The organism is Lentzea sp. CC55, assembly GCF_021056325.1.
In the GTDB taxonomy this organism is placed as follows: Bacteria; Actinomycetota; Actinomycetes; order Mycobacteriales; family Pseudonocardiaceae; genus Lentzea; species Lentzea jiangxiensis.
In genome coordinates, this window is record NZ_JAJCXE010000056.1 from 345,814 (window position 1) to 366,018 (window position 20,205).

At 71.3% G+C, this 20,205-nt stretch carries 24 protein-coding genes; 11 read left to right on the forward strand and 13 right to left on the reverse strand.

Annotation, left to right across the window (positions count from 1 at the left end; all coding sequences use genetic code 11):
* Positions 1-2: 2 nt before the first annotated feature.
* On the reverse strand, positions 3-371 hold the full coding sequence (locus L6E10_RS36510; RefSeq protein WP_236224728.1) for a DUF779 domain-containing protein: 369 nt from the start codon (positions 369-371) through the stop codon (positions 3-5).
* Positions 371-1,894 (reverse strand): aldehyde dehydrogenase family protein, encoded by a 1,524-nt coding sequence (locus L6E10_RS36515; protein ID WP_236224729.1) that lies wholly within the window; start codon positions 1,892-1,894, stop codon positions 371-373. The genes L6E10_RS36510 and L6E10_RS36515 overlap by 1 nt, the downstream gene beginning before the upstream one ends.
* A gap of 127 nt (positions 1,895-2,021) precedes the next feature.
* Between L6E10_RS36515 and L6E10_RS36520 the strand changes: the two genes are divergently transcribed.
* Genes L6E10_RS36520 through L6E10_RS36540 form a run of 5 tightly spaced genes read left to right on the forward strand, consistent with a single transcriptional unit; the run spans position 2,022 to position 6,119 of the window.
* Positions 2,022-3,146 (forward strand): GAF domain-containing protein, encoded by a 1,125-nt coding sequence (locus L6E10_RS36520; RefSeq protein ID WP_236224730.1) that lies wholly within the window; start codon positions 2,022-2,024, stop codon positions 3,144-3,146.
* Between the two features lie 23 nt (positions 3,147-3,169).
* Complete coding sequence (locus L6E10_RS36525) at positions 3,170-3,919, forward strand: hypothetical protein (RefSeq protein WP_236224731.1); 750 nt, start codon at positions 3,170-3,172, stop codon at positions 3,917-3,919.
* Positions 3,920-3,947: 28 nt separating this feature from the next.
* Entirely contained in the window at positions 3,948-4,805 is an 858-nt protein-coding gene (locus tag L6E10_RS36530) for a PfkB family carbohydrate kinase (protein WP_236224732.1), read from the forward strand.
* A gap of 46 nt (positions 4,806-4,851) precedes the next feature.
* Entirely contained in the window at positions 4,852-5,595 is a 744-nt protein-coding gene (locus L6E10_RS36535) for a DUF4397 domain-containing protein (RefSeq protein ID WP_236224733.1), read from the forward strand.
* Positions 5,595-6,119, forward strand: a complete 525-nt coding sequence (locus tag L6E10_RS36540; protein ID WP_236224734.1) for a class F sortase — start codon at positions 5,595-5,597, stop codon at positions 6,117-6,119. The genes L6E10_RS36535 and L6E10_RS36540 overlap by 1 nt, the downstream gene beginning before the upstream one ends.
* On the opposite strand, the gene L6E10_RS36545 is transcribed toward L6E10_RS36540, so the two are convergent.
* Genes L6E10_RS36545 through L6E10_RS36565 form a run of 5 tightly spaced genes read right to left on the reverse strand, consistent with a single transcriptional unit; the run spans position 6,091 to position 11,017 of the window.
* A complete protein-coding gene (locus L6E10_RS36545; protein WP_236224735.1) occupies positions 6,091-6,714 on the reverse strand; it encodes an ABC transporter ATP-binding protein in 624 nt (207 codons plus the stop codon). The two genes, L6E10_RS36540 and L6E10_RS36545, sit on opposite strands and share 29 nt — an antisense overlap.
* Positions 6,708-7,610 (reverse strand): ABC transporter ATP-binding protein, encoded by a 903-nt coding sequence (locus tag L6E10_RS36550; protein ID WP_236224736.1) that lies wholly within the window; start codon positions 7,608-7,610, stop codon positions 6,708-6,710. Before L6E10_RS36550 ends, L6E10_RS36545 begins: the two co-directional genes overlap by 7 nt.
* Entirely contained in the window at positions 7,604-8,488 is an 885-nt protein-coding gene (locus L6E10_RS36555; protein ID WP_236224737.1) for an ABC transporter permease, read from the reverse strand. The genes L6E10_RS36550 and L6E10_RS36555 overlap by 7 nt, the downstream gene beginning before the upstream one ends.
* Entirely contained in the window at positions 8,481-9,455 is a 975-nt protein-coding gene (locus L6E10_RS36560) for an ABC transporter permease (RefSeq protein ID WP_236224738.1), read from the reverse strand. Before L6E10_RS36560 ends, L6E10_RS36555 begins: the two co-directional genes overlap by 8 nt.
* On the reverse strand, positions 9,452-11,017 hold the full coding sequence (locus L6E10_RS36565; protein WP_236224739.1) for an ABC transporter substrate-binding protein: 1,566 nt from the start codon (positions 11,015-11,017) through the stop codon (positions 9,452-9,454). The genes L6E10_RS36560 and L6E10_RS36565 overlap by 4 nt, the downstream gene beginning before the upstream one ends.
* A 112-nt stretch (positions 11,018-11,129) precedes the next feature.
* On the opposite strand from L6E10_RS36565, the gene L6E10_RS36570 reads away from it, so the two are divergent.
* Positions 11,130-11,312: a zinc transporter Slc39a7 gene (locus L6E10_RS36570; RefSeq protein ID WP_236224740.1), complete on the forward strand. Its 183-nt coding sequence runs from the start codon at positions 11,130-11,132 to the stop codon at positions 11,310-11,312.
* Here L6E10_RS36570 and L6E10_RS36575 read toward each other — a convergent pair.
* Both L6E10_RS36575 and L6E10_RS36580 read right to left on the reverse strand, forming a co-directional pair.
* Positions 11,309-13,012, reverse strand: coding sequence for a dihydroxy-acid dehydratase (locus L6E10_RS36575; RefSeq protein WP_308102954.1), 1,704 nt, complete (start codon positions 13,010-13,012; stop codon positions 11,309-11,311). The two genes, L6E10_RS36570 and L6E10_RS36575, sit on opposite strands and share 4 nt — an antisense overlap.
* Positions 13,013-13,058: 46 nt before the next feature.
* The gene (locus tag L6E10_RS36580; protein ID WP_236224741.1) at positions 13,059-13,511 is read right to left on the reverse strand and encodes a MarR family winged helix-turn-helix transcriptional regulator; all 453 of its coding nucleotides are present in this window, start codon (positions 13,509-13,511) and stop codon (positions 13,059-13,061) included.
* A gap of 62 nt (positions 13,512-13,573) precedes the next feature.
* On the opposite strand from L6E10_RS36580, the gene L6E10_RS36585 reads away from it, so the two are divergent.
* Positions 13,574-13,942: a VOC family protein gene (locus L6E10_RS36585; RefSeq protein ID WP_236224742.1), complete on the forward strand. Its 369-nt coding sequence runs from the start codon at positions 13,574-13,576 to the stop codon at positions 13,940-13,942.
* Positions 13,943-13,953: 11 nt separating this feature from the next.
* Here the strand turns inward: L6E10_RS36585 and L6E10_RS36590 are convergent, their stop codons facing one another.
* Positions 13,954-14,358, reverse strand: a complete 405-nt coding sequence (locus tag L6E10_RS36590) for a MerR family transcriptional regulator (protein ID WP_236224743.1) — start codon at positions 14,356-14,358, stop codon at positions 13,954-13,956.
* A gap of 271 nt (positions 14,359-14,629) precedes the next feature.
* On the opposite strand from L6E10_RS36590, the gene L6E10_RS36595 reads away from it, so the two are divergent.
* Positions 14,630-15,376: a TerC family protein gene (locus L6E10_RS36595; RefSeq protein ID WP_275677288.1), complete on the forward strand. Its 747-nt coding sequence runs from the start codon at positions 14,630-14,632 to the stop codon at positions 15,374-15,376.
* A gap of 88 nt (positions 15,377-15,464) precedes the next feature.
* Entirely contained in the window at positions 15,465-15,794 is a 330-nt protein-coding gene (locus L6E10_RS36600) for a DUF6292 family protein (RefSeq protein WP_236224744.1), read from the forward strand.
* A gap of 67 nt (positions 15,795-15,861) precedes the next feature.
* Here the strand turns inward: L6E10_RS36600 and L6E10_RS36605 are convergent, their stop codons facing one another.
* A complete protein-coding gene (locus L6E10_RS36605) occupies positions 15,862-18,015 on the reverse strand; it encodes an MMPL family transporter (RefSeq protein ID WP_236224745.1) in 2,154 nt (717 codons plus the stop codon).
* Between the two features lie 5 nt (positions 18,016-18,020).
* Complete coding sequence (locus L6E10_RS36610) at positions 18,021-18,572, reverse strand: TetR/AcrR family transcriptional regulator (RefSeq protein ID WP_236224746.1); 552 nt, start codon at positions 18,570-18,572, stop codon at positions 18,021-18,023.
* Between the two features lie 159 nt (positions 18,573-18,731).
* Here L6E10_RS36610 and L6E10_RS36615 point away from each other — a divergent pair, with 159 nt between their 5' ends.
* On the forward strand, positions 18,732-19,022 hold the full coding sequence (locus L6E10_RS36615) for a DUF1905 domain-containing protein (RefSeq protein ID WP_236224747.1): 291 nt from the start codon (positions 18,732-18,734) through the stop codon (positions 19,020-19,022).
* Positions 19,023-19,082: 60 nt separating this feature from the next.
* Here the strand turns inward: L6E10_RS36615 and L6E10_RS36620 are convergent, their stop codons facing one another.
* Positions 19,083-19,859, reverse strand: coding sequence for an endonuclease/exonuclease/phosphatase family protein (locus L6E10_RS36620; protein WP_236224748.1), 777 nt, complete (start codon positions 19,857-19,859; stop codon positions 19,083-19,085).
* A 21-nt stretch (positions 19,860-19,880) separates the two neighbouring features.
* Between L6E10_RS36620 and L6E10_RS36625 the strand changes: the two genes are divergently transcribed.
* Positions 19,881-20,204 (forward strand): hypothetical protein, encoded by a 324-nt coding sequence (locus L6E10_RS36625; RefSeq protein ID WP_236224749.1) that lies wholly within the window; start codon positions 19,881-19,883, stop codon positions 20,202-20,204.
* Position 20,205: the final 1 nt, after the last annotated feature.

Below are 20,205 nucleotides of genomic sequence, written 5' to 3' on the forward strand. Positions count from 1 at the left end.
TGTTAGAGCTCCTCGTCCGAGAGCAAACGGGAACGCACCAAGAAGCGCACTCCCAGTGGTGCCTCCAGGGAGAAACCGCTCCCACGACCCTTCACGACGTCGATCGTCAGGTGCGTGTGGCTCCAATGCTCGAACTGCGCCGCGGACATCCAGACGGGAACCGTGAAGGCCTCCGCGGGCGGGTCGGGGTCCACGTCGAGGTCGCCGAGGTGCACGTCCGACGAGCCGGTGCGGAACTCCCCGAGCGGGTAGCACATCGGGGCGGAGCCGTCGCAGCACCCGCCGGACTGGTGGAACATCAGCTCGCCGTGGTCAGCCCGGAGGCGGCGCAGGAGAGCCGCCGCCTCCGGGGTCAGGGCCACGCGGGGCATCAGAAGAAGCCCTGGGCGTTCTGCGAGTAGCTGACGAGCAGGTTCTTGGTCTGCTGGTAGTGGTCGAGCATCACGCGGTGGTTCTCGCGGCCGATGCCGGACTGCTTGTAGCCGCCGAACGCCGCGTGCGCCGGGTAGGTGTGGTAGTTGTTCACCCACACGCGGCCCGCCTGGATGTCGCGGCCGGCGCGGTAGGCCACCGAGCCGTCGCGCGACCACACGCCGGCGCCCAAGCCGTAGAGCGTGTCGTTGGCGATCTTCATGGCGTCGTCGTAGTCGGAGAACCGCGCGACGGAGACGACCGGGCCGAAGATCTCCTCCTGGAAGATCCGCATCTTGTTGTCGCCCTCGAACACCGTCGGCGTCACGTAGTAGCCGCCGGACAGCTCGCCGCCGAGGTCGGCGCGCTCGCCGCCGGTCAGCACGCGGGCGCCCTCCTGCCTGCCGATGTCGATGTACGACAGGATCTTCTCCAACTGGTCGTTGGACGCCTGCGCGCCGATCATCGTCTCGGTGTCGAGGGGGTTGCCCTGCTTGACGGCCTTGGTGCGCTCGACGGCGTCACCGAGGAACTGGTCGTAGATGTCGCTCTGGATCAGCGCCCGCGACGGGCACGTGCAGACCTCGCCCTGGTTCAGCGCGAACATCGTGAAGCCCTCGAGAGCCTTGTCGTAGAAGGCGTCCCGTTGCGCGGCCACGTCGTTGAAGAACACGTTCGGCGACTTGCCGCCGAGCTCCAGCGTGACCGGGATGATGTTCTCGCTGGCGTACTGCATGATCAGCCGGCCGGTGGTCGTCTCGCCGGTGAACGCCACCTTCGCCACGCGGCGCGAGGACGCGAGCGGCTTGCCCGCCTCGACGCCGAAGCCGTTGACGACGTTGAGCACGCCCGGCGGGATCAGGTCGGCGATCAGCTCCATCAGCACGTGGATCGACGCCGGCGTCTGCTCGGCCGGCTTGAGCACCACCGCGTTGCCCGCAGCCAGGGCGGGGGCGAGCTTCCACGTCGCCATGAGCAGCGGGAAGTTCCACGGGATGATCTGCCCGACGACGCCCAGCGGCTCCTGGAAGTGGTAGGCGACCAGGTCCTCGTCGATCTGCGAGATGCCGCCCTCCTGGGCGCGGATCACGCCCGCGAAGTAGCGGAAGTGGTCCACCGCGAGCGGCAGGTCCGCGGCCAGCGTCTCGCGGACCGGCTTGCCGTTCTCCCACGTCTCGGCGACCGCGAGCTTCTCGAGGTTCTCCTCGATGCGGTCGGCGATCCTGATGAGGACGTTCGCGCGCTCGGCTGGTGAGGTCTTGCCCCACGCGCGGGCGGCGCCGTGGGCCGCGTCGAGCGCGAGCTCGACGTCCTCGGCGGTGCCCCGGGCGATCTCGGTGAACTCCTCACCGGTGACCGGGGTGGGGTTGGCGAAGTACTCGCCCTTGGCGGGCGGCACGTACTCGCCTCCGATGAAGTGGTCGTACCGGTCGCGGTACGTGACCACGCTGTCCGGTTGTCCCGGAGCCGCGTACTTCGCCATGGGCGTTCCTCCCGCGTCGTTGCGAACAGGCGGCGAACGTAGAACCGGCAACGTTTCACCCGCGTTGCATCCGATCGGAGCAACGAGATGCTTGCAGGTGCGGCGACGTGACCTGCATCCTTGACTGATGCACCCAGCTGAGCTGGGGGACGCCCGCCCGGTGATCTTCGAGTCGTGGCGGCGGTCCCTCGCCGCGCGCGTCGACCCGGACCGGCACGAGGCGCCGGTCGTCTACGCGCCCGACGAGATCGAGGACCTGCGGGGCGCGCACCCGCTCGCGCACACCGTCCCGCTGCTGCGCGGAACCCTGTCGCTGGACGACATGATCATGATCGTCACCGACGCGCGCGGGCACATCCTGTGGTGCGAGGGCGACAACCGGATCCGCCACCGGGCGGACCGCGTCCACCTCACCGAGGGCTCGCGCTGGAGCGAGGACGTCATCGGCACGAACGCGATGGGCACCGCTCTCGCGACCGGCCGTCCGGTCACCGTGCACTCGCGCGAACACCTCGTGCGCACCTACCACGGCTGGACGTGCGCCGCGAGCCCGATCCACGACCCGCACACCGGCGTCCTGCTCGGCGTCGTCGACATCAGCGGGCCGCTCGAGACCATGCACCCGGCCGTCGCGCAGCTCGTGTCCGCGGCCGCCCAGCTCGCCACGCACCACCTGCGGCAGTTCGCCCCGCGCCGGCACGTGCTGACGCTGCGGTTCCTCGGCGGGCTGCACGCCGACCTCGACGGCAGGCCGCTCGCGCTCACGCTGCGCAACGCCGAGGTGCTGACCGCCCTCGCCCTGCACCCCAAGGGGCTGACGGCCGAGCAGCTCGCGTTGTCGCTCTACGGCGAGCGCGGGAACCCGACCACGGTCCGCGCGGAGCTGCACAGGCTGCGCGCGCAGCTCGGTGGTGTCCTGCTGACGAGGCCGTACCGGCTCGACGCGGTGGTGCGCGGCGACTTCCTGGACGTGCGGACGGCACTGCGGTCCGGCGACGCGGGCAGGGCGACCCGGCACTACAGCGGTGACCTGCTGCCGCGCTCGGACGCCCCGGTGGTCCGCGAGGAACGGACCGACCTGGCCGCCGCGGTGCGCAAGGGCGTGCTGGAGCGAGGCGACCTCGACGCGCTGCTGGCGTTCGCGGACAGCGGGGAGGACGCCGAGGTGCTCGAACGCCTGCGGATGTCGCTGCCCGTCACCGACCCCCGTCACGCCCTGGTCTCCTCGCGCCTGAGAAGGGCGCTGGAATAGGCTTTCCCGCAAGGGGAGGGCAAGTGAAGCAGTGCATCAACTGCATGACCAGGTTGCCGCGCAAAGAGGTCACCGAGGTCGCGTGGTGTGCCTTGTGCGCGCCGTGCCTGCGGGTCGTGGCGGACCAGATGAAGGTGCTGCACGACAGGCCGGGTGGCGCGCCCGTGCAGATCCAGCAGTGCGGCTGGTGCGGTGTCGCGCGGTCCTGCGGTACCGGGGCGCGCACGCGGTGCCTGGTGTGCCTGGACGACAGGTCGGTGCCGGACCCGGCGGTGCAGGAGATCGCGCACCGGCTGGAGCTCGACGGCACCTGGCGGGAGAACTCGGAGCTCATCGCCGCGACGACGGTCAAGGTCCGGCTCGCCAGGTACGCCCGGCCCGGCTGGACCGTGCTCGCGACCGACGTGCACGGGCTGCCGTGGACGGGCTTCCGCTGGCTCACCAAGTCGCACGGCACGTGGGGCCGCAACGACGAGACGGGCGAAGTGCAGCAGCTCAAGCGTGTGCGAGGGGAGGCGACACTGCTCTACCTCGTGCGGTACGGCAAGGTGCTGAAGTTCGGGCGCGGCAGCGCGGACAGGGTGGGCGCGCACGTCTCGCAGGGCGCCGTGCCGGTTCTCGTGCTGGCCGCGCCGGGCGAGCAGGTCGCCGTCGCGAGGGACCGGCTCAAGCGCGAGCACCGCGGCGAGGTGGTGTCGCCGCGGACGCCGGTCGACCTCTTCGCCGTGCTGCCCGGCGGCGAGGACGTCACCGATCGGTTCTCGCGGAGTTGATCGGTGCCCGGCCGGGTAGTCCTGCACCGTGGACGAAGTCGTCGTGGTGGGACAGATCGCGCGGGACCTGGTCCTCGTCGTCGACGAGGTGCCGGACGCCGGGGGCACCGCGCCCGTGCGGGAGCGCCGGGAGATGCTCGGCGGCAAGGGCGCCAACATCGCCGTCGGCCTGGCGCAGCTGGGCGCGCCGGTCGCGCTCGTGGGCGTGGTCGGTGACGACGACGTCGGCGAGCGGCTGATCGCGCGGGCCGCCGCGGACGGGATCGCGACCGGAGCGGTGGTGCGCCGGCCGGACCAGGAGACCGGGCTGATCGTCGACGTCGTGGCGGACGGCTGGCGCTACCTGGAGCACCTCCCGGACGCCCTGCTGCTGCGCGAGGAAGACCTGCCGGTCGACCTGGTCGAGGGCGCGGCCGCCGTGGTCGTGCAGCTGCAGCAACCGCCCGAGGTCGCGCTGAAGGCCGCGCGGGCGGCGCGGGGCCGCGTCGTGCTCGACGGCGCGCCCGAACGGCTGCGGGCCGGACTGCTGGAGTCCGCCGACGTCGTGCGCGCCGACCACCGGGAGGCCGAGCTGCTCACCGGCCGGACGATCAGGACGGCGGACGACGCGGTGAGCGCGGCTCGCGAGCTGATGCCCAAGGAGCTCGTCGCGTTCGCCGTGGACGACGTGGGCAACGTGTTCGTCTGGGACGGAGGAGAGCTGGTGGTGCCCCTGGGCGACGTCGAGGTCGTCGACACGACCGGCGGCGGCGACGCGTTCGTGGCGGCGCTGACGTTCGCGCTCACGCGGGGAGACGGTCCCGAGGACGCGGCCCGGCTGGCCGTGGAGGCGTCCGGGGCCACCGTGACGCACCCCGGCGGACGGCCGGACCTCACCGGACGCTGATCAGTCGCGTTATCGTTGTCGGCGTCCGATGAGGGGAGGGGTCCGCGTGCGAGTGCTCGCCGTAGTGCTGTTGTTGCTGCTCTCCGCCACGCCCGCGCACGCCGCCGCGGGAACGTACCTGCGGCTCGGGCACTTCTCGATGGACCAGGCCCGCGTCGACGCCTCACTCGACGGCGTCGAGCTCGGCACCCTCGACTACGCCGACCTCTACGACTACCGCCGGGTCGAACCGGGCGAGCACGTCGTCGAGTTCCGCGCGGCCGGCTCCGATCCCGGCAGCCCGGTGCTGCGGTCGGTGCTCGTGCGGGCCGGGGCGGGCAAGGCGTACACGGTCGTCGACATCGCGTCGTCGATGAAGGTGCTGGAGGACGACGTCAGCCTGCCGCCGAACGGGCAGGCACGGCTGCGCGTGATCAACGCGGGCGACGCCGAGATGGACCTCCTGCGCGGCAGCGTGTTCGTGCACCGGGGCGTGCAGCCGACCTCGACCACCGGCTACGTCGTGATGCTGCCCGGCTCGGACGCCCTGCAGGTGCTCCCGCGCGGCAAGGACTCGACGAGGCTGGAGGCGACGCTGGAGAGCGGCGCCGTCTACTCGTTGCTGGTCAGCGCCCGGCGCATCGAGCTGCGCACGGACGCCAAGGGCGCGGAGGTCGTGCCCGGCGGCGGCCAGGAGACCGGCTTCGGCGGCATGGCGGGTGGCTGGGACTGGGTGACGGCGCTGGTCATCGCGCTCATCGTGGGCATCGCGATGCACTCGGCGCGCGACAGGCTGTTCCGGTTCGGCTGATGGCCAGGGGCAAGCTCCTCATGGGGGCGGCGGTGCTGGTCACGCTGATCTACGTGGTCAAAGGCCCCGGCGGGGACGAGGTGCCGGAGCCCGTCACGGTCCGGATCCCGTCGATCGGAGTCGAGACGTCCCTCGAAGCGCTGGACGTCGACTCCTCCGGGGCGCTGGAGCCGCCGACGCGCGCGGACAGGGCCGGGTGGTACGCCAAGGGCGTCGCGCCGGGGGACGCCGGGCCCGCGGTGATCTCCGGCCACATCGACTCGAAGACCGGGCCGGGCGTGTTCTTCCGGCTGCCCGAGCTCAGGCCCGGTGCCGAGGTGCTGGTCGAACGCGAGGACGGCAGCAAGCTGACGTTCGTCGTGCACAACTCCTACTCGACGCAGAAGACGGCGTTCCCGACGGCCGTGGTCTACGGGCCGACGCCGTTGTCCGAACTGCGGCTCGTGACGTGCGGCGGGGAGTTCGACCGGGTCGCCGGCAGCTACCGCGACAACGTCATCGTGGAAGCGGTGCTGAAAGCCTGACCGTCTCGTCCGCCCACCGCGCGAGCAACGTGGCGTCGTGCGAGATCGCCAGCACCCCGGCGCCCGACTCCCGCTGGTAGGCGCGGATCACGCCGACCAGCGCGGCCGTCGTGGAGGCGTCCAGCATCGTCGTCATCTCGTCGCAGATCAGGTAGCGCGGCCTCAGCGCCAGCGCGCGGGCCAGGCAGGCGCGCTGCAGCTGGCCGTCGCTGACCTCGTGCGGGCGGCGGTCCAGCAGGTCGCCGGTGAGCATGACCAGGTCGGCGAGCTCGGTGACGTCCCCGCCCCGCAACGGCTCCGCGATCGCCTGGCGCAGGGTGAAGCGCGGGTCGACCGAGAGCCGGGGCTGCTGGAACAGCACGCCGATCTTCGTGCGCTGGGTCGCCTTGAACCGGAAGCCGGTGACCGTTTCGCCGTCGATCTCCACGGTGCCCGAGAAGGGCTTGTGCAGCAACGCGAGCACTCGCGCCACAGTGGACTTGCCCGAACCGCTCGGGCCGGCGAGACCGGTCGTCCGTCCCGGCTGGACGGTCAGGCTGACGTCGGTGACCACCGGGTCGCGGTAGCCGGCGGTGATGCCGGTGCCGGTCAGCACGGGCGGTGGCACGCGACGGCGTGCGGGTCGTCGGTGAGCACGGGGCGGTCCTCGCAGACGGCGGCGGCCTGCCCGCAGCGCGGGGCGAACGCGCAGCCCGCCGGCAGGTCGGTGAGCAGGGGCGGCTGGCCGGGAACGGGCAGGAAGTCCCGCTCGGGCAACGCGTTGGCGAGCCCGCGGGCGTAGGGGTGCCGGGAGTTGTCCAGCACCGCGTGGGCCGGGCCGACCTCGACGATCCGGCCCGCGTACATCACCGCGATCCGGTCGGCGACCCTGTGCGCCGCGGCGAGGTCGTGCGTGATCAGCAGGACGGAATGCCCCTCGTCGACGAGCCTGCGGAACTCGCCGAGCAGCCCGTCGACGAGGTCGCGGTCGAGCCCGGTGGTCGGTTCGTCGGCGATCAGCAGCGGCGGGTTGCCCACGAGCGCCAAGGCGTTCGCCACGCGCTGCGCCATGCCACCGGACAGCTCGTGCGGGTAGCGGTCGAGGTGCTCGGGCAGCAGACCGGCGCGTTCGGCGGCCTTGCGCGCGTCGCCGCCGAGGACGCGGGCGGCTTCCTCGAGCTGCGAGCGGGCCGTGCGGACGGGCGTGAGGTGGCTCGCGGGGCTCTGCGGGATCAGCCCGATCCGCCGGCCGCGGATCGTGGTCGCGAGCTCGCGGTCGCCGGCCGCGAGCAGGTCCACGTCACCGAGCCGCGCGCTGCCGCTGGTCTCGGCGTTGCCGGGCAGGAACCCGAGCAGCGCCGACGCCAGCACCGTCTTGCCGCAGCCGCTCTCCCCGACCAGCGCCACGCACTCGCCGGGCCTGATCCGCAGCGACACGTCGTTCACGGCCTCTACGGTCGCGCCCTTGAGCGCGAACCGCACCGACACCCGGTCGATCTCCAGGTTCACCACGTCAGCTCCGTGCGCCGCTTGGGGTTCAGCCGGTCCCGCCACACGCCGCTCGCCCCGGACACCGCGAGCGTCGTGATGATCAGCAGCAGTCCGGGCGCGAGCGACATCCACCAGCCGCCGGTCAGCAGCGACCGCTGGGCGTCGTTGATCATGTTGCCGATGCTGGCCGCGTGCGGCGGCAGGCCGAGGCCGAGGAACGACAGCGCCGTCTCGTGCCACACCGCGTGCGGCACCATCAGCGTCGTCGCGAGCAGGACCTGCGGTGCCACGTTCGGCAGCAGGTGCCGCGTGAGCACCTGCAGCCGCGAGGCTCCGCCGACGACCGCCGCGTCGATGAACGGCCGGGACCGCAGCGACAGCACCTCCGAACGCACGATCCTCGCCGCGGTCAGCCAGTGCGTCAGGGCGATCGAGATGACCACGGCGGTGAGGCTCGGCCGCAGGACCGCGACGATCACGATGCCCAGCAGCAGGTGCGGCACCGAGGCGATCGCGTCGACCACGCGCATCAGGACCCGGTCGAACCAGCCGCCGACGGCGCCGGCGAGCGCGCCGACCGCCGTGCCGACGACCGCGGAGATCACCGCGGCCACCAGCCCGACCGTCAGCGAGACCCTCAGCGCGTACACGCAACGCAGCAGCACGTCGCGGCCGAGCTCGTCGGTGCCGAACAGGTGCGCGGCGGACGGCGGCCGGTTGGCGACCGCGAGGTCGACGTACTGCTCGTTGAGCTCCACGACCAGCGGGACGACCAGGACGGTCAGCGCGACGAGCACGAGGGTCACCGCCGACGGCAGCAGCCGCCACTTCGGGGAGCGCGGCGGGCTCGCGGCGGTCAGGCGGCTGCGCGGGGCGGGACGCCAGGTCAGGTCAGCCATCGAGCGCCACCCTCGGGTCGGCGAGCGAGTACAGGACGTCGGCCAGCAGGTTGCCCAGCAGCACCACGCCCGTCGCCATCACGGTCAGCGCGCCCAGCAGCGCGAAGTCGACGTTCAGCGCCGCCTCGACGGTCGCCCGCGCGATGCCGGGCCACGAGAACACCGTCTCCACCAGCAACGCCCCCGTGATCAGCTCGGGCAGCCGCGCGCCGAGCAGCGTCAGGAACGGCAGCAGCGAGGTGCGCAGCGCGTGCCCCGACACCACCAGGTGGTCCGGGAGGCCGCGAGCGCGAGCACCGATCACGTGGTCCTGCGTGAACGACTCGAGGAGGTTCTGCCGCACGAACAGCACGAACCACGGCGCCTGCGAGATCGCCAGCACCGCCACCGGCAGCACCATGTGGACCGCGACCCCGCCGACGGACACCGGTTCGGACCCGGTCGTCACGCCACCTCCTGGCAACCACCGCAACTGCAGCGCGAACACGTACAGCACCGCGAGCCCCACCCAGAACACCGGCGCCGCCTCCAGGGCGTAGCAGCCGCCCGTGATCAGCCGGTCGAGCCACGAGCCCTGCCGCCACGCCGCGAACGTGCCCAGCAGCAGCCCGAGCAGCAGGGCCAGCGCGAAGCCGGCCGACACGAGCAGCACCGTCCACCCGAGACGGTCGCCGATGACCTCGGACACGGGCTGCTGCAACGACAGCGAGTCGCCGAGGTCGCCCGCGACGGCGTGCCGCAGCCAGGCCCAGTACTGCGCGACGACCGGTTCGTCGACGCCCCAGTTCTCCCGCAGCTGGGCCACGCGCTCGGGCGAGGCGCCGATGATCCGCACGCCGAAGTAGCGCTCGACCGGGTCGAAGGGGGAGGCCTTCGCCAGCACGAACAGCGCGAAGCTGACCACGAGCAGCACGGGGACCGCGAAGGCCAGCCGCCGCAGTGCCAGCCGGCCGATGGACCGGGTCACGACTTCGGCGTCCAGCGCTCGAGGTTCCACCACACCGCGTGCACGAGGCCGTGGTCGTGCGGCTCGACCTGGGTCTCCTGGCCGTTCCACCGGTCGCGGATGACGTACGTGTGGTCGAGGAACACCAGGAACGCCCAGGCCGGGTCGGCGGAGTAGGCCTTCTGGAACTCGTCGTAGGCCTTCGCGCGGGCCGCGGGGTCGAGGCTGCGGCGGGCGGTGTCCAGGGCGGTGTCCACAGCGGGGTTGCGGTACAGCGTCATGTTGACGTAGCCGTCCTGGCCCGCGTACTTGCTGTGCAGCAACGTGTACGCGGCCGTGTCCGGGTCGTACGGGTCACCGCCGCCCCACACCGACGCCGCTTCCTTGCGCCGTTGCAGCATGACGTCGAACGTCGTCGCCTCGACGGGCGCGTCGATGCCGAGCTTCGCGATGTCGGACGCCGTGGCGAGCGCCAGCTCCTTGCGCAGCACGTCCGCGGCGGGGTAGAGCACGGGCAGCTTCGCGGGCTGTCCGTCCTTGGCGCGCTTGCCGTCCGCGCCCTTGCGCCAGCCCGCCTCGTCGAGCAGCTTCTCCGCCTCCGCCACGTCGTACGGGAACGCGGAACCCTCGTCGTACCAGTCGGTCAGGTACGGGGAGATCGGCGTGGACGCGGGCTTGCCGGAGCCCGCCAGCACCGCGTCGATCATGGCCTGGCGGTTGATGCCGAGGTTGATCGCCCGCCGGACCTGCGGGGAGGAGGTGAACGGCAGCTCGGACGGGATGCCGAGGCCGCGGTAGTCCGCCGACGGGTTCCGCACGACCTTGTACCCGGACCGGTCGCGGTAGGTCTGCGCGAGCTTCGGGGGCAGCACCGTGCCGTCGAACTCGCCGGCGGCCATGCGGGTCGCGCGGGCGTTGTCGTCGGCCACGAAGACGACGGTGACGGTCTTGACCGCCGGTGCGCCGCCCCAGTACTTCTCGTTGGCCTTCAACACCATCCGGTCGCCCTTGCGCCACTCGGCGACGGTGTACGGGCCGCTGCCGACCGGGGCGGTGTTGAACGGCGCGCTGTTGATGTCGGTGCCGGAGAGCTTCGCGGCGGGCACGATGCCGAGCGTGAGCTGCTGGGCGAACGGCGCGTAGGCGTACGACAGCGTGAACTCGACCGTGCTGTCGTCGGTCGCCACCACGTCGGTCAGCGCGTCGAAGCGCGTGGCGATCGTGGAGTTCACCTTCTTGTCCAGCACGGACTTGTAGGTGAACACGACGTCCTGCGCGGTCACGGGCGTGCCGTCGGAGAACGTGACGTCCTTGCGGAGCTTCGCCGTCCACGTCAGGCCGTCCGCCGACGCCTTCGGGAGCTCCGCGGCCAGCGCGGGCTTCAGCGCCAGCGAGGCGTCGCGCGCGACGAGGCCGTCGAAGATCTTCGCGGCGCCGTCCGGGGCGTAGCCGAGCACGGGGTTGAGGTTTTCGGGTTCGCTGCCCGCGCCGATGACGATCGACGTCGCCGGTGCGGTGGTGGTGCCGTCGGGTGACGTGCACCCCGCCAGCAGAACGAGGGCCAGCAGAGCCGCGCGCCGCATCCAGTTCCTCCCCAGGTGGCCGTGTTGCCTGGTGCAGCTAACAGCAAGGGAGTTGCAATAGGCAAGATCGGGCACCAGTGCGCTCAAGGGCGACTCATGCCAGCATCGAGTCATGACCAACGGAGTGCACAGCCACGAGCACAGCCACGGTGACACGACTCACTCGCATCCCCACGGGGCGCACACGCACGAGCACGTCGAACACGAGCACACCCACACGCACGGCGGCGAGACGCACTCACACACGCACGTGCACGACGCCGGACACGTCGAGGAGCACGAGCACTCGCACTAATGCGACTCGCGAGCGACGTCGCTGCCACTGGAGCCGACCAGGAAGTCGAGGTCGGCTCCGGTGTCGGCGCCCAGGACGTGGTCGACGTACAGGCGTTCCCAGCCGCGCTTCGGTGACGCGAACGCCCTGACCATCGCCTCGCTCGGGGTGCGGCGCGCGAAGTCCGGCGCCTCCACGTCGATCCGCCGGTTCGCCACGTCGAGCACGATGACGTCCCCCGTCCGGACCAGGCCGAGCGGCCCGCCCGCCGCCGCCTCCGGTGCCACGTGCAGGACGACCGTGCCGTAGGCCGTGCCGCTCATGCGCCCGTCGCAGATCCGCACCATGTCCCGCACGCCCTGCTCCAGCAGCTTCTTCGGCAGCGGCATGTTCGACACCTCGGGCATGCCCGGGTAGCCGCGCGGGCCGCAGCCCCGCATCACCAGCACGGAGTCCGCGTCCACGTCGAGGTCCGGGTCGTCGACGCGGGCGTGGAAGTCCTCGATGCTGTCGAACACCACGGCCCTGCCGCGGTGCCGCAGCAGGTGCGCCGACGCGGCCGCCGGTTTGATCAGAGCTCCTGATGGCGCCAAGTTGCCTCTCAGCACCGCGATCCCGCCCTCGGCGATGATCGGCTCCGCGCGGCTCCTGATCACCCGGGGGTCCCAGATCGGCGCGTCGCCGAGGTGCTCGACGAGCGGCCGGCCCGTGACCGTGAGCGCCGTGGGATCGAGCAGGTCGCGCACCTCCCGCAGCACGGCCGGGAGCCCGCCCGCGCGGTGGAAGTCCTCCATCAGGAACCGGCCCGCCGGCTGGAGGTCCACGAGGAGCGGCACGCCCGAGCCGACGCGGTCGAAGTCGTCGAGCGTGAGGTCGATCCCGAGGCGCCCGGCGATGGCGAGCAGGTGCACGACGGCGTTCGTGGACCCGCCGATCGCGGCCAGCGTCACGATCGCGTTGTGGAAGCCGGCCTTCGTGAGGAACGTGCTGGGCCTGCGGTCCTGCTCGACCAGGTCGACGACGAGGCGTCCGGTGGCGTGCGAGGCCTCGAGGAGCCTGCTGTCCGCCGCCGGGGTGCCCGCGACACCGGGAACGACGGTGCCCAGCGCCTCCGCGACCAGCGCCATCGTCGACGCCGTGCCCATCGTGTTGCAGTGGCCGCGGCTGCGGATCATCGCCGACTCCGAGCGCGCGAACTGCTCCTGCGACAGCGTGCCCGCGCGCACCTCCTCGGACAGCCGCCAGACGTCCGTGCCGCACCCGAGCGGGATGCCGCGGAACGTGCCGGTCAGCATCGGCCCGCCGGGAACGACGACCGCCGGGAGGTCGACGGACGCGGCGGCCATCAGCAACGCCGGGATCGTCTTGTCGCACCCGCCGAGCAGCACCACGCCGTCGACCGGGTTGGCGCGCAGCATCTCCTCGGCGGCCATCGCGGCCATGTTGCGCCACAGCATCGCGGTGGGGCGCACGTTGGTCTCGCCGAGCGACACCACGGGCAGGTCGAGCGGGATGCCGCCGGCCTCGTACACGCCGTGGGAGACGGATTTCGCGACCTCGTCCAGGTGCGCGTTGCACGGGGTGAGGTCGGAGGCGGTGTTGGCGATCGCGATCTGCGGGCGGCGGAACGCGTCGTCCGGGGTGCCGCGGCGCATCCAGGCGCGGTGGATGTAGGCGTTGCGGTCGTCCCCGGCGTACCAGTGCTCGCTGCGAAGTCCCACTGCGCCTCCTCGCGGTCCCTCCCGACCATAACGGGGGAGGAAGGGCTCAGGCACCACCGTCGCGCAGCGAGTGGACCATGCTCCGCAGCGCCCGGAACGCCGCCGACCGCTCGGCTTCCGCCATCCCGGACAGCATCCGCACCTCGACGGCCCGGACCGCCGCGGACGCCTTGTCGAGCTTCCGCCGGCCGCGGGGCGTGAGCCGGGTGGGGAGGACCTTGCCGACGGGCGCCTCCGCGGGCCTGGTCACGTCTCCGTCCCGCTCCAGGGCCTGCAGCAGCACGTTCATCGACTGCCGCGTCACGAACGCGCGCCGCGCCAGCTCGGAGTTCGACAGGCCCGGCCGCTGGGCCAGCAGTTCGAGGCAGGAGTAGTGCGTCACGGTCATCCCGAGCGGCCGCAGCACCTTCTCCATCTCCGCCCGCAGGACGCTCGACGCCTCCTTCAGCAGGTACCCGAGCGACGTGTCCAGGTCGACACCGGCGTCGTCTTGACTCATGTCAGGATTCTGACATAGCTTCTCCGGTGTCAGAAAACTGACACACACGTGGAGGAGACACCATGCCCGTCACCGGTCCCGACTTCGTCTCGCTGCAGGCGCGCGACCTCGACGCCTCGCGGGCGTTCTACGAGCACTACCTGGGTCTGGTCCGCTCCCCGGCAGGACCTCCGCACGCGGTGGTCTTCGAGACGAAGCCGATCGCGTTCGCCCTGCGCGACGTCGTCCCCGGCACGGACCTCGCCTCGGCCTCCCGGCCCGGGATCGGCGCCGCGATCTGGCTGCACGCCACGGACGTCCAGGACATCCACGACGCCCTGGCCGCCGACGGCCACGCCATCGTCTCGGCACCGGTCGACGGCCCCTTCGGCCGGACGTTCACCTTCGCCGACCCCGACGGCTACCACGTCACGCTGCACGACCGCGCCTGATCGGCGCGCGGCTACATCGGCAGGTCGGGCGGGAGCTGCAGCGCGATGGTGATCAGCGAGTGCACGCGGTTCGCGATCACCGCCAGCAGGCCGTGCATCTCCGGGGACGCCGCGTCGGCCGCCTCCTGGAGCGTGCGCAGGTCCGTGTCGATCTGCCCGAGCACCGCCGCCGTGTCGGCGGGGCCGGCGGCGAACGCGCGGGCGATGTCCTCCAGGGGTAGCCCGTGGACCTCCAGGCGCTGGACGAGGTGGATGCGGTCCACGTCGTCGGCGCGGTAGAGGCGGTAGTTGCTCGCGGTCCGCTGAGCGGGGCTGATCAGGCCCAGCGTCGTGTAGTAGTCGACCGTGCGGATGCTCACGCCGGCGCGGGCGGCGAGCTCTCCGATCTTCAGCAACGATTCGGACAAAGCGGTCACCTCCCTCAGTCAACCGTACAGTCCTACGTGTTACTGTCGAAGTATGCCTGAAGGAGCCGGTGCGGACGGCTGCAATGCGTGCGCGGGTGCTCCTTCCTGATCGCATCCGGCTTGCTCCCATCGTGGTTCTCACGGTGGCCACGGGATTTTTCGCCGCGCAGGAGTTCACCTGCACGGCGGTCTGCCGCGGCCGTCTGCGGCAGCTGACCGCAGACGGCTCGGGTCCCTGCCGTCCACGCGGTCGCCGACCAAGACCCGAAAGGACCCGTTGATGGAGTGGATGACGAGCCCGGAGCTGTGGGTCGCCTTCGCGACGCTGCTGCTGCTCGAAATCGTCCTGGGCATCGACAACGTCATCTTCATCTCGATCCTGGCCGGGCGCCTGCCGGAGGAGCAGCGGCGCAAGGCCCAGGTCGTGGGCCTCTCGCTGGCCCTGGTGACGCGCCTGGCGCTGCTCGCGTCGCTGGCGTGGGTGATCGGCCTGACGGCCCCGCTGTTCACGGTCTGGGGCCAGGAGATATCGGGACGTGACCTGATCCTGCTGCTGGGCGGGCTGTTCCTGCTCGGCAAGGCGACCTTCGAGATCCACGAGCAGCTCGAGGGCGCCGACCACGCGAAGGAGCGCAAGGTCGTCTCCTTCGCCGGTGTGATCGCCCAGATCCTGGTGCTCGACATCGTCTTCTCGCTCGACTCGGTCATCACCGCGGTCGGCATGGTCGACGAGCTCGGCATCATGATCGCGGCCGTCGTCGTCGCGATGGTGGTGATGCTGTTCTCCGCCAAGGCCATCTCGGAGTTCGTGAACCGCCACCCGACGGTCAAGATGCTCGCCCTGTCGTTCCTGCTGCTGATCGGCGGCAGCCTCATCGCCGAGGGCTTCGACCAGCACATCCCGAAGGGGTACGTGTACGGGCCGATCGCGTTCTCGGTGTTCGTGGAGTTCCTGAACCTGCGCATGCGCGCACGGCGCAACTCCAAGCCCGTGGAGCTGCACGGGACATACGTGAAGAACGATTGACGTTTGCACGCCTCCCACCGGGGTAACCGCGCTCTGCGTCAAACAGTCGGCGCTGTTGCCCCGGTGAGCGGAGGGTGGTGGCGACGTGATGGCGCAAGTGCTCGACTACGCGCTGAGGGTCACGCGGGAACTCGGACTGAGCGGCGAGTCCTCCTGCATCGACCGGGAGAAGCCCCTGCGCGTGTACATCGCCGTGGACGGCAGCCTCCCCGACCACCCCGGCAGTGACGTCGCCCTGCTGTGGACCGAGGGACACGGGTGGGCGATCGCCGTCGAGAACGGTGCCGAACTGGTCGTGGTGGCCCAGCTCGCCGGAGCGGTGGAGCCGCCACCGCGGACGGTGGCCCGGTGGGTGAGGCGCCAGTTCTCCACAAGCCGCTCGCCCGTCTCCATGACCCGCACCGGACACGTGGCCTGACAAACGAAGAGATCCGCCCCCATCCCGTGGACACGGGGTGGGGGCGGATCTCTTCGCACCGGTTCGGCTAGACGGTGACCGGCTCCTGCCGGTCCTCCTTCTCGATCTCGTCGAGCGCCGTGCCCTCCACGTCGAGCTCCGGCAACCAGCGCAGCCACTTCGGCAGCCACCAGGCGCGCTCACCGATGAGGGCCAGCGCGGCCGGCACGAGCACCATGCGGACCACGAACGCGTCCACGAAGATGCCCACCGCCAGGGCGAAGGCGATCGACTTCACGGTCGGCTCGCCCGCCGGGACGAAGCCCGCGAACACCGAGAACATGATCAGCGCCGCGGCCACGACCACCGGGGCCGCCTGGCGGAAGCCCGTGGTGATGGCCTCGATCGGCTTGGCGCCGCGGTGGTGCGCCTCGTGCATCCGGGACACCAGGAAGATCTGGTAGTCCATGGCGAGCCCGAACAGGATGCCGATCACCAGGATCGGCGTGAGGCTGATCAGCGGGCCCGTGCCGTCGAGGTTGACCGCGTCGGCGAGCCAGCCCCACTGGAACACCGCGACCGTCGCGCCGAGCGAGGAGCCGATGGTGAGCAGGAAGCCGAGCACACCGACGACCGGCACCAGCAGCGAGCGGAACACGAGGACCAGCAGCACGAGCGCGAGGCCCACGACGACCGCGAGGTAGATCGGCAGCGCGCGGTCCAGGGACGTGGCCACGTCGACGCTCACCGCGGTGGCGCCGGTGACGTAGGCCTTGCCGCCGTCGAGGTCGGACAGTTCGGCGCGCAGGTCGGCGACGAGCCGCTCGGTCTCCGTGCTGTCCGGGCCGGACTTCGGGATGACCGTGACCATCGCGGACCCGCCGTCCTGGCTCGGCTGCGGGGGAGTCACGAGAGCGACGTCGGACAGCTTCGAGATCGGCTCGGCCGCCTTGCCGGCGATGGCGGCGGCGCCGTCACCCTCGACCAGGACGATGATCGGGCCGTTGAAGCCCTCGCCGAAGCCCTTCGCGAGGATCTGGTCGGCGCGCTCCTGCGTGGAGCCGGCCGGCGCCTTCTGGATCAGGGTGGTGTCCATGGACGCCACCGGGATCGAGACGATGCCGAGCGCCACGACCGAGAGCAGCAGCGCGACGAGGCGGTTGCGGGTGATCGCACCGGCCCAGCCGGTGATGACGCCGCGGTCCTTGGGCTCGGCACTCTCGGCGCCGCGCTCCTTGCGGGTCAGCACGCGGCGGCCGAGCAGGCTCAGCACCGCGGGGACCAGCGTGATGGCGATCAGCACGGCGACGACGATCGTGGCCGCGGCCGAGACGCCCATCTGCGTGAGGAACGGGATGCCCGCGATCGCGAGGCCCACCAGCGCGATCACGACGGTCAGACCGGCGGTGACGACGGCCGAACCGGCGGTGCCCACCGCGGTCGCGACGGCGTGGCCGACGTCCGAGCCGCGGCGCAGCTCCTGGCGGAAGCGGTTGATGATGAACAACGCGTAGTCGATGCCGACCGCGAGGCCCAGCATCGAGGCGAGGATCGGCGTGGTCGACTGCAGGTCCATGAACCCGGTCGCGATCGTGATGCCGAGCGTGCCGATGCCGACGCCGATGCCGGCGCTCAGCAGGTTCATGCCCGCGGTCACGAGCGAGCCGTAGGTCAGCGCCAGCACGACGAGCGCCAGCACGACACCGATGGCCTCGGCCGGGCCTCCGACGTGCGGCGTCTCCTGCATCGCGGTGCCGCCGACCTCGACGGTCAACCCGGCCGCGCGGGCCTTGTCGACGGCCTTGAGCAGGTCCGCGCGCTGCGCGTCGGTGACCTCACCGGGCTTCACGTCGTAGGTGACGGTGCTGTAGCCGACGTCGAGGTCCTTGTTGACGCTCGGCGCGGCCGGGTCGAGCGGGTTCGTCGCCGACCGCACGCCCTGCAGCGCGGACTCGTCCGCCACCAGGTCGGTGATCGTCTTGACGTGCTGCGGCAGCTTCTGCCCGGCGGGGGCCTGCAGGACGACCCGCGCCGACGCGCTCTCGCCCGTGCCGAACTTCTCCTGGATCCGCTCGAGCGCGGTCGTCGACTCCTGGCCCGGGATGGACATCGAGTTGGACGTCTCGCCGCCGAGCGTGAAGGCCCCCACCCCGGAGCCGACCAGCACGAGGAGCCAGATCAGGACGACCGGAAGGCGGTGCCGGTGCACACCCCTACCCAGTCCGTAGAGCAGTTTCGCCATGGTGGTCAGGCCTCCCGGTGCCCGAGTGCGTCATAACAGGTAGCGAGGATCAAGGGGCGCCACAGCGTCTTGTCACCCTCCTGGTTGGCCAGGAGGGTGAGCACCGCCATGGCGCTGAGCGCGCCGACGATCCGGATGGCGCGCGGCAGTTCGGTGGTCGGGTCGATGACGAACATCTCGTTGAGGAGCAGCTCGTCCTGCGCCTGCTGGGGGTCCTCGCCGGGCGCCGTCATCGACCGGAACAGCAGCGAGACCATGCCCGGCCAGTCGAGCGCGTAGTCGGTCAGCAACTCGACCGACCGGCGCTCGCGAGCGGGTCCCGCCGGCAGGTCCGAGACCAGCTCGAGGACGTGCCGGCAGATCACGCGGCTCTGCTCCCACGCCGCTTCGAAGAGAGCTTCTTTGCTGGGGAAGTGGTGCAGCAGGCCGGCCTTGGACAGGCCGACGGCGTCGGCGAGGGCCTTCACCGAGGTCTGCTCGAAGCCGTGCCGCGCGAAGAGCGCGGCGGCGGCGTCGAGGATCCTCTCGTCGACCCCGGTCCTGGGCTGTCGTGGCATGGTTCCGACTTTACGGCGTTCACCGACCGATTCGGTAGGTAAACCGACCGAAGTGGTCGGTGGCGTTCGTCACCATAACGGGTGAGTGATGCCCGCTGGTGTGGCGACTGACGGTGACAACGGGGTGGACGTTGTGAACGCGGCTGCGAGAATCGCCGGATGTTCGTCTTCGACGCGGAGCTGTGGCTCTGGGACGCCCGCCGCATGGACACCTGGACGTTCGTGACGCTGCCCGAGGACGTCTCGGACCAGATCCGCGACATCGCCACGCCGGGCGCCGGGTTCGGCTCGGTCAAGGTGCGGGTGGGCGTCGGCGCCAGCACCTGGTCCACGTCGGTGTTCCCGGACAAGCGGTCGGGGTGCTACGTGCTGCCGATCAAGGCGGCCGTGCGCAAGAAGAACGACATCAGTCCCGGGGACGTCGTCGAGGTGACGGTCGAGGTCGTCTAGCGGTCCAGTCGATGTCGGCGCAGATGGCGGCGTGGTCGCTCGCGGCGTGCACCTCGACGGTCAGGTTTCGTAGACCTCCCAACGGTTTCGCGTCCGCGGGTCGCGCCGCACGCCCTTGCGGGACACGCCGCCGCCCACCGCTTTCGCGAACAGGGGAGGGGTGAGCAGGACGTGGTCGATCTTGCCGCGTTCGTTCACGCCCCGGTACGTGCCGCGGCGGTGGTCCCGGTCGAAGTCGTCGTGCTCGCTGATGTCGCGCAGGCCCGTGCGCTGGAAGAGGGGGCGCAGCGCCTCGCTGTCCGCGGTGTCGTCGAGGTCGCCGGCGACGGCGATGTGCTCGTGGCCCTCGTCGCGCAGGCGGTTCACGATGCGGGCGATGCGAACGGCCTGGCGGAAGCGGCGGCGGGCGCCGATCGGGTCGCCGTACCCCTTGGACTGCAGGTGGTTCACCAGCACGACGACGTCGGGGCCCGCGGGCGTGCGGACGTGGTGCTCGGCGCAGTCGCGGGAGAAGACCACGCCCGAGTTGTCCCGCGCGTACACGTGCGTGCGGATCGTGATGACCTGGTGGGCGTCGCGCGTCAGCAGGCCGACGTTGATGCCGCGTTCGTCGTTGCCGTCGATCAGGTGGACCTCCTCGTACGGGGTCCAGCCGACGCTCTTGAGCATCGAGGCGGAGAACATGTGCGGCAGCTCCCGCGACTCGGCCTCGACCACACCGAGGACGTGGGCGCCGACATCGCGCATCACCTGCGCGGTGTGGCGGGTGGCGAGCTCGCTGATCGGTTCGGTGGTGAGCTCGGCCCAGCCGACCCAGGGCTCGCGACCGCTTGCCACCGCTGAGGTTTCGCCGGTGCGGTGGCGCGCGAGGAAACGGCCGCGGATGCGTCGCAGGACCGCGTACCGGCTCCTGTCACCTCGCGGCAGCCGCAGGGTCGCCAGGTGTTCCTCGAGCTCTTCCTCGACTTCCGGCGTGCAGGTCTCGGCGGCGATGAGTTCGTTGAAGCGGGCGTGGGCGGCCGGGACCGGGCCGCGTGCTCGGTCGCGTTGCGGCCCGTCACCTCGGGGCGCTCGAACATGCGGGTGGTGCTCACGGTTTCAGGGTCGCATGTGGAGGAACGCGGACGCCCCGGTCCGCCCGGGTGGTCTTCGGTTGCGCCGACGGTGGAGGGCCGGGGCTGAC

Bases quoted from the DNA above. Each gene is read 5' to 3' on its own strand.
- L6E10_RS36580 (WP_236224741.1), bottom strand. From the start codon at position 13,511: ATGAGTCAAGACGACGCCGGTGTCGACCTGGACACGTCGCTCGGGTAC.
- L6E10_RS36515 (WP_236224729.1), bottom strand. From the start codon at position 1,894: ATGGCGAAGTACGCGGCTCCGGGACAACCGGACAGCGTGGTCACGTAC.
- L6E10_RS36520 (WP_236224730.1), top strand. From the start codon at position 2,022: ATGCACCCAGCTGAGCTGGGGGACGCCCGCCCGGTGATCTTCGAGTCG.
- L6E10_RS36610 (WP_236224746.1), bottom strand. From the start codon at position 18,572: ATGCCACGACAGCCCAGGACCGGGGTCGACGAGAGGATCCTCGACGCC.
- L6E10_RS36615 (WP_236224747.1), top strand. From the start codon at position 18,732: ATGTTCGTCTTCGACGCGGAGCTGTGGCTCTGGGACGCCCGCCGCATG.
- L6E10_RS36510 (WP_236224728.1), bottom strand. From the start codon at position 371: ATGCCCCGCGTGGCCCTGACCCCGGAGGCGGCGGCTCTCCTGCGCCGC.
- L6E10_RS36570 (WP_236224740.1), top strand. From the start codon at position 11,130: ATGACCAACGGAGTGCACAGCCACGAGCACAGCCACGGTGACACGACT.
- L6E10_RS36605 (WP_236224745.1), bottom strand. From the start codon at position 18,015: ATGGCGAAACTGCTCTACGGACTGGGTAGGGGTGTGCACCGGCACCGC.
- L6E10_RS36565 (WP_236224739.1), bottom strand. From the start codon at position 11,017: ATGCGGCGCGCGGCTCTGCTGGCCCTCGTTCTGCTGGCGGGGTGCACG.
- L6E10_RS36595 (WP_275677288.1), top strand. From the start codon at position 14,630: ATGGAGTGGATGACGAGCCCGGAGCTGTGGGTCGCCTTCGCGACGCTG.
- L6E10_RS36585 (WP_236224742.1), top strand. From the start codon at position 13,574: ATGCCCGTCACCGGTCCCGACTTCGTCTCGCTGCAGGCGCGCGACCTC.
- L6E10_RS36555 (WP_236224737.1), bottom strand. From the start codon at position 8,488: ATGGCTGACCTGACCTGGCGTCCCGCCCCGCGCAGCCGCCTGACCGCC.
- L6E10_RS36600 (WP_236224744.1), top strand. From the start codon at position 15,465: ATGGCGCAAGTGCTCGACTACGCGCTGAGGGTCACGCGGGAACTCGGA.
- L6E10_RS36540 (WP_236224734.1), top strand. From the start codon at position 5,595: ATGGCCAGGGGCAAGCTCCTCATGGGGGCGGCGGTGCTGGTCACGCTG.